We start from the raw sequence: 13,041 nt of genomic DNA, 5'->3' as shown, positions 1-13,041 counted from the left end.
GGTGGCCAAGATTTCGCTGGACCGCATCGTGGGCCACCTGCTGCCGTTTGTGCTGGTCATCATGGGCTGCCTGGCCCTCATCACCTACATCCCCGCCATCTCGCTCACGCTGCGTGATGCGGTGTTCGCCAAGCCGCCGGCCGTCTCCCCCGCGCCGGTGCCCGCCATCGGCCCTCAGTAAACCGTCCACACCATGTCCGACCGCATCCACGCCAGTTACTGGCTCGAAACCCCCGACAACCCCGCGCGCGCCGCCGAGGTGATTGCGGGCGAGCAGTCCAGCGGCACCTTCCTCGCTCTGGCCAACGAAACCCCCGAACTCAAGGCACGCTGTGGCGCGCGCGTAGAACGCCTCGAGCTGCTCGACGTGGTGGACCAGCCCAGCCTGCCCGGGCGCTACAAGCCCGGTGTGCGTTTCCAGCGCGCGCGGCTGGAGCTGTCGTGGTCGGTGGAGAACATGGGCCTGAGCCTGCCCAACGTGATGGCCACCATCGCGGGCAACCTGTTCGAACTGCAGTGTGTGTCGGGCCTGCGCATCACCGACTTGCGCCTGCCCGTTGCCTTTGCCCAGGCCTGTCCCGGCCCGGCCTTTGGCATCGCCGGCACACGCCGCCTGGCCGGTGTGGCCCAAGGGCCGCTGATTGGCACCATCATCAAACCCAGCGTGGGCCTCAACCCCGAACAGACGGCCGCCGAGGTGCGCCAGCTGCTGGCCGGTGGCATCGACTTCATCAAGGACGACGAGCTGCAGGCCGACGGCCCGCATTGCCCGTTCGACGAGCGCGCGCGCGCGGTGATGCGCGAGGTGAATGCGGCCGCCGAGCGCCTGGGCCGCAAGCCCATGGTCGCGTTCAACCTCACCGGCGATCTGGACGAAATGAAGCGCCGGCACGACCTGGTGCTGTCGCTGGGCGGCACCTGCGTGATGGTGAGCCTCAATTCGGTGGGCCTGGTGGGCCTGCGCGAACTGCGCCGCCACAGCCAGTTGCCCATCCACGCCCACCGCAACGGCTGGGGCTACCTCAGCCGCCACCCCGCGCTGGGCTGGGACTACGCGCCCTGGCACACGCTGTGGCGTCTGGCCGGGGCCGACCACCTGCACGTCAATGGCCTGGGCAACAAGTTCAGCGAAAGCGATGCCGAAGTGGCCGCTGCCGCCCAGGCGGTGCTCAAGCCGCTGTGGGCCGACGCGCCCATGGCCGCGATGCCGGTGTTCAGCTCGGGCCAGACCGGCCTGGTGGCCGCCGCCACGCACCAAGTGGCCGGTGGTACCGACCTGATTTTTGCGGCAGGCGGCGGCATCTTTGGCCACCCCGGTGGCGTGGCTCAGGGGGTGACAGCGTTGCGCCAGGCGTGGGACGCGGCGGTGGCCGGCGTGGATTTGCAGGCCCACGCCGCGCGCCACCCCGAGTTGAAAGCCGCACTGGGTTTCTGGTGAACCGCATGACCAACACCGCCTTGCCCGCTGGCCCGCTGCTGGCCTATTACGGCGACGATTTCACGGGCTCCACCGACGTGATGGAGGCCTTCACGGCGGCCGGTGTGCCCACCGTGCTGTTCTTGCGCACCCCCGGTCCCGAGTGGGTGCAACGCTTTGCCCACATGCGTTGTATTGGCCTGGCCGGCACGGCGCGTGGCCACATGCCCGCTTGGATGCGCGAGCAGTTGCCAGCGGCCTTTGCCAGCCTCCAGGCCTTTGGTGCGCCGCTGTTGCACTACAAGGTCTGCTCCACCTTCGATTCCAGCCCCGAGCGCGGCAGCATTGGCCAGGCGATTGACCTGGGGGTACCCCATATGCGCGGGCGCTGGTCGCCCATGGTGGTGGGCGCGCCACGCCTGCGCCGCTACCAGGCCTTTGGCCACCTGTTCGCGGCCATGGGCGATGTGGTCCACCGGCTGGATCGCCACCCCACCATGTCGCGCCACCCGGTCACGCCCATGGGCGAGTCCGACCTGCGTGTGCACCTGGCGCGGCAGACGCCGCGCCGCATCGAACTGATCGATCTCGTCACCCTCAAGGCGCGCCAGGGCGACGCCGCCTTGCACGCGCTCATGGGCGACGACGTGCCGGTGGTGATGCTGGACGTGGTGGACGAGGACACGCTGGCCGAGGCCGGTCGGCTGGTCTGGGAACATCGGGGTGAGGGACTGTTCGGCGCCGCGTCATCCGGTCTGGAATATGCCCTGGCTGCGCACTGGCGCCGCAGCGGCGCCTTGCCCGAACCCGCCGCGCTGCCACCCACGCAGGCCGTGCCCGCCATCGCCGCCATCAGTGGCAGTTGTTCGCCCATGACGGCGGCGCAAATCGCCTGGGCGGCCGAACACGGGTTTGCCACCGAACGGCTGGACGTGGGCGCGGTGCTGTGGCCCGAGCGCCGCGAGCTTGAGATCGCGCGTGTGCTGGCCATGGCGCTGGTGGCCTTGCAGGCCGGCCGCAGCCCGCTCATCTACTCCGCTGCCGGGCCCGATGACCCGGCCGTGACCACCTTTGCTGCCCAGGCCGAGGCGGCTGGCTTGGGTGTGGCCGTGGCCAGCGCCCGCGTGGGCGACGCCCTGGCCGAGACCATGCGTCGCCTGGTGGCGGCATCGGGCGTGCGCCGCCTGGCCATCGCGGGGGGCGACAGCTCGGGCGCCGTGGCGAGTGCCTTGGACATCGCCGCGCTTACCGTGGCTGCCCAACTGGTGCCCGGCGCACCGCTGTGCCGCGTGTGGTCCGACGCGCCGGGCATGGACGGCATGGAGGTGGTGCTCAAGGGCGGGCAGATGGGCCAGGCCGACTTCTTTGGCCGCGTGTTGCACGGCACCGTTTGAATGAGCTGCCTGCGGTATGCTTTTCGCCCATGAGTGTTGAGCAGATACAGCGGCGCAAAATTTACCAGGAGGTGCTGGACCGCCTGTTGCTGCGCATACGCGCGGGCGAATGGAAACCGGGTGACCAGCTGCCTGCCGAGCGCGAGTTGATGGCCTTCTACGGCGTGGGCCGCCCCGCGGTGCGCGAGGCGCTGCAGGACCTGGCCCGCTCCGGCATCGTGGAAATTGCCCACGGCGAGCGCGCGCGGGTGGTGGTGCCCACGGCCGACCTGCTGATCGAACAGATCGCCGGTGGCGCCCAGCACCTGCTGCGCATGCAGCCCGTGATGCTGGAACACCTCAAGGACGCGCGGGTGTTTCTGGAGGCCGGCCTGTGCCGCATTGCCGCCGAACGCGCCACCGATGCCGATGTGGCCCGCCTGCGCCAGCGCCTGGACGAACACCGTGCCGCGTTGTCGGCCATGGATTTGTTCCTGCAGCGCGACATGTTGTTCCACCGCGAGATCGCCACCATCGCCGGCAACCCCATCTTTCCTGCCATCGTCGAAGCCCTGTTCAACTGGGCCAGCGCCTACTACCAGACCATCGTGCGTGCGCCCGGCGCCGAACAGGTGACCCTGGCCGAACACACCCGCATTCTCGACGCGATTGCTGCACGCGATCCGGCCGCCGCCGAGCAAGCCATGCGCGACCACCTGTTGCGCGCCAGCGATCTGTACCAGACAGTGCCGCAGCCGGCGGGCGCCTGATTGCCGCCCCGCTGCCCAGGTGGCAGCGTGTTGTTCCCCCACAAAAGGGCCGCCCACAAGGCGGCCCTTTTGTCGTTTGCGGCACACGCGCGCAGCGGTTTGTGCATTGAAATGGCGCCACCGTTGTTGTCGATTGAGGAGACCCGATCATGGCCCTGCCGTCTGCCGCAGCCCCCGACGTCACTCCGCTGCGCTGCTGGCGCGAAGGCGGCATCGCTCACCTGCGCTTCAACCGGCCCCAGGCCATGAACGCCATCGACCTGCCGATGGCCAAGGCCTTCCATCAGGCCTGCCAGCAGATCAACAACGACGCCGCCGTGCGGGTGGTGGTGCTCAGCGGCGAAGGCCGGGCCTTCATGGCGGGTGGCGACCTGCAAAGCATGGCGGCCGATCCCTCGGCCGTGGCCGCCGAGCTGATCGGCGAGATGCACGCCGGCATCGAACTGCTGGCGGGCTTGTCGGCACCGGTGATTGCCTCGGTGCAGGGCGCGGTGGCCGGCGGTGGGCTGGGCCTGGCCTTGACGTGCGACCTGATCGTGGCGGCGGAGGGCACCCGTTTCAACCTGGCCTACACCCGCATAGGCACCAGCTCCGACTGCGGCACCTCGTGGGGGTTGCCGCGCTGGGTGGGCCTGCGTAAGGCGCTCGAGATTGCGCTGCTGTGCGAGCCATTTGACGCCGCCGAGGCGCTGTGGCTGGGCATGGTCAACCGCGTGGTGCCAGCCGAGGCCCTGGCCGAACACACGCTGGCATGGGCGCGCCAGATCGAAGCGTCGGCGCCACTGGCGGTGGGGCGGCTCAAGCGGCTGATGCGCGCGTCCGACCAGCACGACCTGCACACCCAACTGCAGGCCGAGGCACGCGCGTTTGTGGCCTGCGCCGGCACGGCCGATTTTGCGGAGGGTGTGGCCGCTTTTCTGGCCAAACGGCCGGCGCGTTTCACCGGTCGCTGACGCTGACGCTGGCTCAGGCGCCGTCGCGGCCGCGCCGCCGCTCGATCTGGTGGGTGGCGTAGTAATGTGCCTTGGCCGCGTACATGGCCCGATCAGCGTCTTGGCAGGCCAGTTCCAGTTCGTGGGCCTGCTGGCAGGTGGCAATGCCCACGGCCAGGCTCAGCGGCTGGCCGGGGTAGAACTGGTTGTTGAGTTCCAGCATGGAGTCGATGTGCTCTTTCAGGCGCTCGGCGCCTGCGCGGTCGGTGCCCGGCATGAGCACCATGAACTCGTCGCCGCCGATGCGGGCCGCGCAGGCGGGCTCGGTCACCGCCTTGGACAAGACCTCGCCCGCGCGCCGCAACAGCGCGTCACCAGCCGCGTGGCCGTTGCTGTCGTTGGCGTTTTTCAGGCCGTTGAGGTCGATGGCCAGCACGCTCACCGGCCACGGCCCTTTGCGCGAAAGGCGGTTCAGTTCCTCGATGTAGAAGGTGCGGTTGCGCAGCTTGGTCAGCGTGTCGTGTTTGCCCAGGTACTCCAGGTAGGCCTCGGCCTTTTTGCGGGCCGTGATGTCCACCAGCGAGACCAGCACCAGGTCCCAGTTCGCCTCGTGGCCATCCAGCACACCAAACTGCATGTGCACGTGCATCAGGTTGCCGGCCAGCGAGTAGTTCACCACCTCGCGTTGCTGGAACAACTGGCCTTTCCACAGGTCGATCAGCTGCTCGGCAAAGGAGTCGTGCATCTCGCCGCGGAACACGCGGTCGAGCTGGCGCAGCAGGGTGTCGCGGTCGGCCGCGCCAAACATGCGCAGCGTCTGCTGGTTCACGTCGATGACGCGGATCTCGCGCATGCAGCGGGTCACGAATTCGGGGTGCACGTTGATGAAGGTGCGCAGGTCTTCAATGCCCCGCTCGCGCACCTCGTCCATCAGCGCACGCACGCCGCTGAAGTCCTCCACCCACAGCGACACAGGCGAAAACTTGAACAGGTTGTGCGCGTAGGCCTCGCTCATCTGCAAGCGTTGTGTGGCTTGAACGCGCGCCGTCACGTCCTGCAGCGACACCAACACCCTGTCCCAGTCGGCTTCATGGCCTTCGAGCACCCGCGCCTGCACCTCCACATCAATGCGCCGCCCGCTCAGCGAGTAGTTGACCGAAGCGCCGGTGAACTGACGGCCGCTCTCCCACAACTGCACCATTTCGCGCCCAAACTGGTCCAGCGTGCCGTCGCCAAACACCTTGCTGAGCTGGCCCACCAGCTCCTCCTGCGAGCCCGCCTCAAACATCTCCAGCGTGCGCTGGTTGACCTTGAGCACCATGGGCGCTGCGGCCACCTCGGCCAAGCGTTCCGGCTGGGCCTCGAACATCGCGCTCAGGTCGCTCACCCCTTCGGCACGCCAGGCATCGAACAGCCGCTTGATGCCGCTGTAGTCCTCCAGCCAGAGCGAGGCGGGGGCAAGGTCAAACATCTGTTCAAAGTCGGAGCGGGCGGGCATGGTGGTGGGGCAGGGGACTGCCGGTTTGGTCGGAGGTAGTCACTTTAACAATCTGCCGGCGTGTGCCCGATATGCTGCGGGGTGTTTGCATTGGTTTTATGGGTAAAGCATGAGCATGTCGTCCATTCTTCTCACCGTCGCGGCGGCGGCATGTGTTGTGGCTGCGCTGCTCCACTTTGTGTGCATTCCATGGGGTGCTGCGGGTTATCGGTTTTTGGGTGCGGGTGAGAGTGTGGCCAATGCGGTGGCTGCAGGCGATTGGCGACCGCATGTGTCTACCGTGCTGGTTGGAGCCATGTTGTTGGTTTGGGCTTGGTGTGCGCTGGCAGGCGCCGGATTGGCTGCGCCGCCGCCGTTGCTTCAGCCTGCACTTTTCACGATCGCGGCCGTGCTGATGCTGCGCGCGCTCGCGTTTCCATGGCTCCGTCCGATGTTCCCAGGCAACAGTGAGCTCTTCTGGTGGGTCTCTTCCGCGCTGGTCGGTGTACTCGGCCTCTTGTTTTTGGTTGGGGCCATTTTGGGCAGCAAGCCATGACAACTTGCAACCGACTGGCACAGGTGCTCCACTGCGCTGTGGGAGGAACTGGGCGAAAACGTTGAATGTGGGCCGTTGCTGCATGTTGTCGAGAACTTCTTTGAACTCGCGGGGACACGGAACCATGAAATCGGTTTCTACTTCCAGGTCTGCTTGGCTGAGTCTTCCGTTTTCTTGAACACATCCCGCACATACCGCGGTGTTGAACCCGAACTGAACCTCGAGTTTCGGTGGTTTCCTTTGCAGGAGCTGGTGTCTGTCAACTTGAGGCCGGCATTTTTGCGAACCTATCTGTCGGCCAGCCCGCTTGCGTTTGGGCATGTTGTTTGCAAATGACCAAGTACGTTGCGCTGTCCATCGTTTCGCCTCATGGCGGAAACATCGCTGCGGGAAGGAAGACGATTGAGGTCCGGTCATGGGTACCGCCGACGCTGCCGATCAAAGACCTCCTGATCGTAGAGAACACAAACTTCCTGACCGATGGGTTTCAAGTCGATCCGAATGGGCGAGCCGTCGCGCTGGTGGATGTGCGACTCGTCGAACCCTGGTTACCGTCACAGGTGGAGCCTGCCTGCTCAAGTGGATGGCAACCTGGGTACTTTGCTTGGCACCTTGAGAATGTGCGGTCATTGGCCTCCACGGGTCGTGTATGGGCCAAACGGAAGTTCTACGAGTTGAGTTGCCTCATGCAAGGTCTGAGCCTTGACGACCCTTCGTAGGGCAGTCTTGGTGTTTCCGTAGATCGGAGACTTGGTGCTGGATTGCACCTCTGTTGCATTAGGTACTGAATTTTAGTACCATTCCAAAATGAAACGAGCGTACCAGAAGACTTTGGAAGCCGTCTTCGCCCACCCGACCAGTGCGAACATTGCCTGGAAAGACATTGAAGCGTTATTGGGTGGGCTTGGCGCGGAGGTCGTCGAGCGCGAGGGCAGTCGTATCGCGGTCGTGCTGTTCAACGAGGTTCGTGTCTTCCACAGACCCCATCCTTCACCAAAGACCGACAAAGGCGCCGTGGTGTCGGTGAAAAAATGGCTTGAGCAACATGGAGTGAAACCATGAACGTGATGACGGTAGACGGATACAACGCGAAGATTGAGTACGACCCCGAGCTCGACATGTTTCGAGGTGAAATTTTGGGGCTCAACGGTGGTGCCGACTTCTATGGCAAGACGCCGAAGGAACTCAGGGTGGAGTTCAAGAGGTCTTTGACGCTGTTTCTTGATATATGCAAGGAAAAGGGCATTGAGCCGCGCCGCAGCTACTCCGGAAAGTTCAATCTTCGGATTTCGCCGGAACTGCATGAACGGCTCGCCATTGCCGCACAGGCCGAAGGCAAGAGCATCAACGCCCTTGCTCAAGAGGCGCTTGCTCAGCGTGTCACTGCCTGATCAAGGTCAAAAGCGCCACCCATGAAAAAACCCGCCAGCCAGAAGGCGGGCGGGTTGTTCGTTGCAAGAGGCTCGCGGCTTATTGCGGTTCGATCTTGGCTTCGCGGATGGCTTTTTCCCACTTGACCGTTTCCATCTTGTTGCGCTCGGCCAGTTGCGCCGGCGTGCCGGGGTCGATGGCGAAGCCGTTGGGGGCGAACTTGTCCTGGATGTCTTTGCTGTTCGCTGCGGCGTTGACGGCCGCGTTCATCTTGTTGATGGCCTCGGCCGGGGTGCCGGCGGGGGCGAACACCGCAAAGTAGGCGGTCAGTTCGTAGTCCTTGAGGCCCAGGGCCTCGTTGACGGTGGGCAGGTCGGGCACGGCGGCGGCGCGTTTGGTCGAGGTCACGGCCAGGCCACGGATTTTGCCGCCTTTGTGCTGGGGCACGGTGACGCCAAAGTCGGCGGTGAACACCATCACCTGGCCGCCGATCAGGTCGGTCATGGCGGTGGGGCCGCTTTTGTAGGGGATGTTGTTGAACTGCACGCCGGTCATGCTGGCCAGCACGGCCGAGCTGACCTGTTGCGAGGTGCTGGCGTAGGCCACGCTGACCTGGCCGGGCTTGGCCTTGGCGAGGTCGATCAGCTCCTTCAGGGTCTTGGCCGGCACGTCGTTGTTGACCGCGACCATCAACGGCACCGAGCCCACGTAGGCCACCGGCGCAAACGCGGTGTCCTGGTCGTAGGGCAGTTGTTTCATCAGGAACTTGAGTGCCGCGTTGGTGCTGTTGGTGCCCAGCAAAAAGGTGTAGCCATCGGGCGCGGCCTTGGCCACGTCGGCCGCACCCAGCATGCCGTTGACGCCCGGCTTGTTCTCCACCACCACGGTCTGTCCCAGGGTCTCGGAGACCTTGGCCATGAAGGCGCGACCGATCTGGTCGGTGGCGCTGCCAGGGGCAAAGGGCACCACCACCCGGATGGGTTTGCTGGGGTAGCTCTGGGCCTGGGCCAGTGGTGCAGCGAAACAGGCTGCAACGGCGGTGGCCATGGCGAGGCGGCGGGTCAACTGGGGCATGCGTGTGTCTCCGTGTGTTTTTGGTGAAAAATTCACATTTGAGTGTAGTGGCTGCCGAACGTGTGTGCTCTCATGGTTAGTGCGGAGGCCCATCGCCGATGGTGATGGCCATCGCCAGCAGCAGAAAGCCAAATGACTTGCCGTGGGCGTCGAGGTTGAGCGACGCGTTGACGCCGCCCTCCAGCGCCTCGTGGAACACGAAGTTGATGCCGTGCAGGTGGGGCAGCTCAAAGCGCTCGATGGCACCGCGCCACAAGCTGGGGTGCGTGGCCTTCAGGCGTTCCACGGTGAGCGCGGCCTTGACCGCTTCATAGTGGTGTGGCTCGTACACCCACACGCACACGTTGGAGATGTTGCCTTTGTCGCCGGAGCGCGCGCCTGCAATCTCGCGCAGGGCCACGGTGTGTGTGTGGGTCATGATGTCAGCACCTCGATGTTGAGCGCGATCGCCTCGCGGTCCACGTACATGGGTTGGGTGGTCACCGAGGGCGTGATGTGGCCCCGGTAGCCACCGCCGCCGGCCGGGCCGCCCAGCCACAGGCTTTCCACCTCTTCGAGCAGGTTCTCGGCCATGGCGCGCGAGGGGGTGCGCAGCGCCGCCCGCAGGCGCACGTCGGTGCACAAGGCGGCGTGGGCGGGCAGGCCGTTCATGGCCGTGCCATGCAGGGCGTTGAGGCCGATGAGGTCCAGCCGCAGCGGCTCGGTGTTGCCATGCACCTGGGCCATGCGTTCGCGCACGATCTCGGCCGCCAGCTGCGCGCGGGCGGCGGCACCCGGGCCGGCGTAGCTGATCTCGCCCTCGACCAGAAAACCGCCGTCAAAGCCGACGATGGCCTTGAGCTGGCGCGGCCGTTCGCGCCCGCCCACGCCGCGCACGGCCACGCGGTCGGCACCGACCTGCGCGATGCGCGCGGTGGAAAAGTCGGCCGCCACATCGGGTGTGAGGTAGGCGGCCGGGTCGTGCACCTCGTACATCAGTTGCTCCTTCACGGTCAGCTCGCTCACCAGGCCGCCGGTGCCGTCGAGTTTGGTGATGACCGCGCTGCCATCGGCCGCCACCTCGGCCAGCGGAAAACCCAGCTGCGCGATGTTCGGCACCATCTTGTGCGGCGGGTCGGCAAAGTAGCCACCGGTCACCTGCATGCTGCACTCCAGCAAATGCCCCACGGCCGTGCCTGCGCCCAGGCGCGCCCAGTCGTCGCGCGCCCAGCCCAGGCGGTGCACCAGCGGCGCCAGAAACAGCGAGGGATCGGCCACACGTCCCGTGATCACCAGGTGCGGCTGCTCGTCGAGCGCGGGCAACAGGGCATCGATGCCGAGGTAGGCGTTGGCGCCAACCACGCGCTGGCCGTGCTCGCGCAAGGTCTTGCCCATCTCGGGCAGCCAGGTGTCGCCGTTCACCTGCGTGGTCACGTCATCGCCCGTGACCACCGCGATGCGGATCTTCAGGCCCAGCCGCTGCGCCAGTGCCTGGGCGGCGTGCCCGGCCGCGCGCGGGTTGGCCACGCCCATGTTGGTGACGATGGTGGTGCCGTGTTGCACACAGGCCGGCAGCACCGCGCCCAGGCGTTTGTCGAGCGCGGTGTGAAAACCCTTGTCCGGGTCGGCCGCGCGTTGCAGGTGGCCGTAGGCCAGGGTGCGTTCGGCCAGGCATTCGAAGGCGATGAAGTCGAGCCGGCCACGCTCGGCCAGGTCGCGGGCGGGGGCGATGCGGTCGCCGGCAAAACCGGCGCCCGCGCCAATGCGCAGGGTCATGGGGCGTCCTCTGGGTGTGCCTATGGGGGTATGCACCGGCATTGTGCCTGCCCACCTAGAATGTCAAAAAAACATTGGAGATCCACATGAAGTCTGCCCACGATCTGGTGGTTGCCGCCAAAAGCCGAGTCATCGAAGTGCCGCTGGAGCAGGCGGAGCAGGCCATCCGCGAGGCCGATGTGCTGATCGACGTGCGCGAGGCCGACGAATACGCGGCCGGCCACCTGCCCGGCGCGGTCCACATCTCGCGCGGTTTGCTGGAGTTCAAGCTCAGCGGCACGCCGGCCCTGGCCGCGCGCGACCAGAAGGTGGTGCTGTACTGCAAGACCAGTGGCCGTGCCGCCCTGGCCGCTTGCGCCATGGCCGACATGGGTTACCTGAACGTGGTGTCGCTGGCCGGGGGCTTTGACGCCTGGCTGGCGGCAGGCAAGCCGGTGCAGCGGCCGGTGCCGCCGTCCTTCGATTGAGCCCGTCTGTGCTGGTGCCGCGCTTGCGCTTGTTGCCTGCCCGGTGGCTGGCCTGGGTGGTGGGGTGGTGCCTGGGGGCCGCGCTGTGGGGTGTGGCGGCGTCGGCCGTGGCACAAACCCCGACGCCGTCGGTGCAAGGGCCTCCGGCCGAACTGGTGCTTGGGCCCAGCGCGCCTTCGGTCGCCGTGTGGCCGGCGCTGCGCCGCTACCAGGGCGACACGCCCTTGCGCGACTGGACGCAGGCCAGCCTGTTGCGCGACAACTTTGTGCCCATGCCAGGCACCAATGCCACGCTGGGCCTGCAGCCGGAGCCGGTGTGGCTGCACCTGCCGCTGCGTGTGTTGCCCGGCGCCGAGGGCGTGTGGGTGCTGGACATCGACTACCCGCCGCTGAACCAGGTGTCGGTGTACCTCGTGCGCAACGACATGGTGGTGGCGCAAGACAAGATCGGCAGCCGCATCCCACGCGATGAACGGCGGCAACCCGCGCGCTCACCGACCACCCAGCTCACCCTGAGCGAAGGCCAGTACGACCTCTGGCTGCAAGTGCAGACCAGCGGCGCCATGGTGCTGCCCATGACGCTGAGCCGCCCGGCGGTGTTTTATGCCCGCGCGCTCGACGAGCAGATGCTCCAGGGCCTGCTCACCGGCCTGGCCCTGTGCCTGCTCTGCTACAGCCTGGCGCAATGGCTTTCCTTGCGCGACAGCCTGTTCCTCAAATACGGGTTGCTGTTGAGTGGCAGCCTGGCGTTTTCGCTGCACATGTTCGGCGTGGGTCGCCAGTACGTGTGGGGCGCCTGGCCTGGGGTGGAGGTCTATGCCTCTGGGGTGGCGGCGCTGGCGGCGGCGGCAGGCTCGTTTCTGTTCATCGAACACACGCTGCGCGGGTTGGGTCAGGCCCGCTGGTGGCGCCTGGCCATGCGCGGTGGGGCGGTCTTGTGTGGGGCCGTGGCGCTCGCCTATGTGTTCGGGCTGCTGCCGCTGAAGGTGGTCACCGCGGTCATGAGCGTGCTGGGCGTGGTGCCCGCGCTCATGGGGCTGCGCGGGGCTTTTCGTCTCGCCCGTGCGGGCGATCAGGTCGGCCTGACCCTGCTGCTGGCCTGGGCGGTGTACGGGCTGGGCACGGCGGTGATGATTGGCGTCATTCGCGGCTGGATGCCGGTGAATTTCTGGACCCAGCACGCCTTCCAGTTCAGTGCCACGCTGGACATGTTGCTGTTCATGCGCGTGCTCGGGTTGCGCACCCACGCCATGGCGCAGGCCGCCCACCAGGCGCGGCACGACCTGGGCGTGATGGCCTCGCTGGCCCATACCGACCCCCTCACCGGGCTGCCCAACCGGCGTGGGCTCAATGCGGCGCTGGCCGAGGTGTTGCCCCACGCCAACCCTGGCCGGCTGGTGGCCGTGTACGTGCTGGACCTAGACGGTTTCAAACCCGTCAACGACCGCTTCGGCCACGATGTGGGCGACGAGCTGCTGGTGGCGGTGGCGCAACGCCTGCGCGCCCACATCCGCAGCAGCGATCTGGTGGCCCGTGTGGGCGGCGACGAATTTGTGCTGGTGGCCCACGGCTTGCCCGACGAGCGCAGCGCCCACGAGCTGGGCCTCAAGCTGTGCGACGCCTTTGTGCCCGCCTTCGAGGTGGTGGGCGCGCCGGTGCGGGTGGGCCTGACTGCCGGTTATGCGCTGGCGCCGGTGGACGGCCACGACGCGGTGGACCTCCTCAGACGCGCCGATGCCGCCATGTACGCCGGCAAGCAGGCGGGCAAACAGCGGCTGGTGCGGGCCCAGCCGGCGCCGGTTTGATGTGGCAAAAATATGCCAATTTGAACTTGAAATTGACAATAAAT

The 13,041-nt window shown here is 66.5% G+C and carries 14 protein-coding genes and 1 pseudogene; 11 read left to right on the top strand and 4 right to left on the bottom strand.

Annotated elements, in window-relative coordinates:
• The 5 genes and pseudogenes from ACFQPB_RS04540 to ACFQPB_RS04520 form a co-directional block, all read left to right on the top strand.
• Window positions 1–181: pseudogene (locus ACFQPB_RS04540) on the top strand (C4-dicarboxylate ABC transporter permease); the annotation flags it as partial.
• 12 nt (window positions 182–193) lie between these two features.
• Window positions 194–1,438 carry a ribulose-bisphosphate carboxylase large subunit family protein gene (locus ACFQPB_RS04535; RefSeq protein WP_382220109.1) on the top strand — a complete coding sequence of 415 codons (1,245 nt, stop codon included), beginning with the start codon at window positions 194–196 and terminating at the stop codon, window positions 1,436–1,438.
• A gap of 5 nt (window positions 1,439–1,443) precedes the next feature.
• Window positions 1,444–2,811, top strand: coding sequence for a 3-oxo-isoapionate kinase OiaK (gene oiaK, locus ACFQPB_RS04530; RefSeq protein WP_382220107.1), 1,368 nt, complete (start codon window positions 1,444–1,446; stop codon window positions 2,809–2,811).
• 29 nt (window positions 2,812–2,840) lie between these two features.
• On the top strand, window positions 2,841–3,560 hold the full coding sequence (gene nanR / locus ACFQPB_RS04525; RefSeq protein WP_382198934.1) for a transcriptional regulator NanR: 720 nt from the start codon (window positions 2,841–2,843) through the stop codon (window positions 3,558–3,560).
• Window positions 3,561–3,709: 149 nt separating this feature from the next.
• Window positions 3,710–4,513 carry an enoyl-CoA hydratase/isomerase family protein gene (locus tag ACFQPB_RS04520; RefSeq protein WP_382220105.1) on the top strand — a complete coding sequence of 268 codons (804 nt, stop codon included), beginning with the start codon at window positions 3,710–3,712 and terminating at the stop codon, window positions 4,511–4,513.
• A gap of 13 nt (window positions 4,514–4,526) precedes the next feature.
• Here the strand turns inward: ACFQPB_RS04520 and ACFQPB_RS04515 are convergent, their stop codons facing one another.
• A complete protein-coding gene (locus ACFQPB_RS04515) occupies window positions 4,527–5,990 on the bottom strand; it encodes a sensor domain-containing diguanylate cyclase (RefSeq protein WP_382220103.1) in 1,464 nt (487 codons plus the stop codon).
• Between the two features lie 109 nt (window positions 5,991–6,099).
• Between ACFQPB_RS04515 and ACFQPB_RS04510 the strand changes: the two genes are divergently transcribed.
• From ACFQPB_RS04510 to ACFQPB_RS04495, 4 genes are all read left to right on the top strand, one after another.
• Window positions 6,100–6,525: a hypothetical protein gene (locus ACFQPB_RS04510; RefSeq protein WP_382220101.1), complete on the top strand. Its 426-nt coding sequence runs from the start codon at window positions 6,100–6,102 to the stop codon at window positions 6,523–6,525.
• 332 nt (window positions 6,526–6,857) lie between these two features.
• A complete protein-coding gene (locus ACFQPB_RS04505; RefSeq protein WP_382220099.1) occupies window positions 6,858–7,244 on the top strand; it encodes an ASCH domain-containing protein in 387 nt (128 codons plus the stop codon).
• An 88-nt stretch (window positions 7,245–7,332) separates the two neighbouring features.
• Window positions 7,333–7,587, top strand: coding sequence for a type II toxin-antitoxin system HicA family toxin (locus ACFQPB_RS04500; protein ID WP_382220097.1), 255 nt, complete (start codon window positions 7,333–7,335; stop codon window positions 7,585–7,587).
• The gene (locus ACFQPB_RS04495; RefSeq protein ID WP_382220095.1) at window positions 7,584–7,916 is read left to right on the top strand and encodes a type II toxin-antitoxin system HicB family antitoxin; all 333 of its coding nucleotides are present in this window, start codon (window positions 7,584–7,586) and stop codon (window positions 7,914–7,916) included. The genes ACFQPB_RS04500 and ACFQPB_RS04495 overlap by 4 nt, the downstream gene beginning before the upstream one ends.
• A gap of 79 nt (window positions 7,917–7,995) precedes the next feature.
• Here ACFQPB_RS04495 and ACFQPB_RS04490 read toward each other — a convergent pair whose 3' ends face one another.
• The 3 genes from ACFQPB_RS04490 to ACFQPB_RS04480 all read right to left on the bottom strand — a co-directional run bounded on the left by ACFQPB_RS04490 (window position 7,996) and on the right by ACFQPB_RS04480 (window position 10,725).
• The gene (locus ACFQPB_RS04490) at window positions 7,996–8,970 is read right to left on the bottom strand and encodes a Bug family tripartite tricarboxylate transporter substrate binding protein (RefSeq protein WP_382220093.1); all 975 of its coding nucleotides are present in this window, start codon (window positions 8,968–8,970) and stop codon (window positions 7,996–7,998) included.
• A 76-nt stretch (window positions 8,971–9,046) separates the two neighbouring features.
• Window positions 9,047–9,388 carry an AtuA-related protein gene (locus tag ACFQPB_RS04485; protein ID WP_382220091.1) on the bottom strand — a complete coding sequence of 114 codons (342 nt, stop codon included), beginning with the start codon at window positions 9,386–9,388 and terminating at the stop codon, window positions 9,047–9,049.
• Complete coding sequence (locus ACFQPB_RS04480; protein WP_382220089.1) at window positions 9,385–10,725, bottom strand: acyclic terpene utilization AtuA family protein; 1,341 nt, start codon at window positions 10,723–10,725, stop codon at window positions 9,385–9,387. Before ACFQPB_RS04480 ends, ACFQPB_RS04485 begins: the two co-directional genes overlap by 4 nt.
• Before the next feature lie 86 nt (window positions 10,726–10,811).
• Between ACFQPB_RS04480 and ACFQPB_RS04475 the strand changes: the two genes are divergently transcribed.
• Both ACFQPB_RS04475 and ACFQPB_RS04470 read left to right on the top strand, forming a co-directional pair.
• Window positions 10,812–11,192, top strand: coding sequence for a rhodanese-like domain-containing protein (locus tag ACFQPB_RS04475; protein WP_382220087.1), 381 nt, complete (start codon window positions 10,812–10,814; stop codon window positions 11,190–11,192).
• Window positions 11,193–11,200: 8 nt separating this feature from the next.
• Entirely contained in the window at window positions 11,201–12,997 is a 1,797-nt protein-coding gene (locus ACFQPB_RS04470) for a diguanylate cyclase domain-containing protein (RefSeq protein ID WP_382220085.1), read from the top strand.
• Window positions 12,998–13,041 lie beyond the last annotated feature (44 nt).

This window comes from Hydrogenophaga atypica, from assembly GCF_042665215.1.
Classification (GTDB): Bacteria; Pseudomonadota; Gammaproteobacteria; order Burkholderiales; family Burkholderiaceae_C; genus Hydrogenophaga; species Hydrogenophaga defluvii_A.
This window is presented reverse-complemented; position numbering and strand designations above follow the sequence as displayed.

What these genes read in the sequence shown, in the direction of transcription:
- ACFQPB_RS04535 (WP_382220109.1), top strand. Translation starts at nt 194, where the DNA reads ATGTCCGACCGCATCCACGCCAGTTACTGGCTCGAAACCCCCGACAAC.
- oiaK (WP_382220107.1), top strand. Translation starts at nt 1,444, where the DNA reads ATGACCAACACCGCCTTGCCCGCTGGCCCGCTGCTGGCCTATTACGGC.
- nanR (WP_382198934.1), top strand. Translation starts at nt 2,841, where the DNA reads ATGAGTGTTGAGCAGATACAGCGGCGCAAAATTTACCAGGAGGTGCTG.
- ACFQPB_RS04520 (WP_382220105.1), top strand. Translation starts at nt 3,710, where the DNA reads ATGGCCCTGCCGTCTGCCGCAGCCCCCGACGTCACTCCGCTGCGCTGC.
- ACFQPB_RS04515 (WP_382220103.1), bottom strand. Translation starts at nt 5,990, where the DNA reads ATGCCCGCCCGCTCCGACTTTGAACAGATGTTTGACCTTGCCCCCGCC.
- ACFQPB_RS04510 (WP_382220101.1), top strand. Translation starts at nt 6,100, where the DNA reads ATGAGCATGTCGTCCATTCTTCTCACCGTCGCGGCGGCGGCATGTGTT.
- ACFQPB_RS04505 (WP_382220099.1), top strand. Translation starts at nt 6,858, where the DNA reads ATGACCAAGTACGTTGCGCTGTCCATCGTTTCGCCTCATGGCGGAAAC.
- ACFQPB_RS04500 (WP_382220097.1), top strand. Translation starts at nt 7,333, where the DNA reads ATGAAACGAGCGTACCAGAAGACTTTGGAAGCCGTCTTCGCCCACCCG.
- ACFQPB_RS04495 (WP_382220095.1), top strand. Translation starts at nt 7,584, where the DNA reads ATGAACGTGATGACGGTAGACGGATACAACGCGAAGATTGAGTACGAC.
- ACFQPB_RS04490 (WP_382220093.1), bottom strand. Translation starts at nt 8,970, where the DNA reads ATGCCCCAGTTGACCCGCCGCCTCGCCATGGCCACCGCCGTTGCAGCC.
- ACFQPB_RS04485 (WP_382220091.1), bottom strand. Translation starts at nt 9,388, where the DNA reads ATGACCCACACACACACCGTGGCCCTGCGCGAGATTGCAGGCGCGCGC.
- ACFQPB_RS04480 (WP_382220089.1), bottom strand. Translation starts at nt 10,725, where the DNA reads ATGACCCTGCGCATTGGCGCGGGCGCCGGTTTTGCCGGCGACCGCATC.
- ACFQPB_RS04475 (WP_382220087.1), top strand. Translation starts at nt 10,812, where the DNA reads ATGAAGTCTGCCCACGATCTGGTGGTTGCCGCCAAAAGCCGAGTCATC.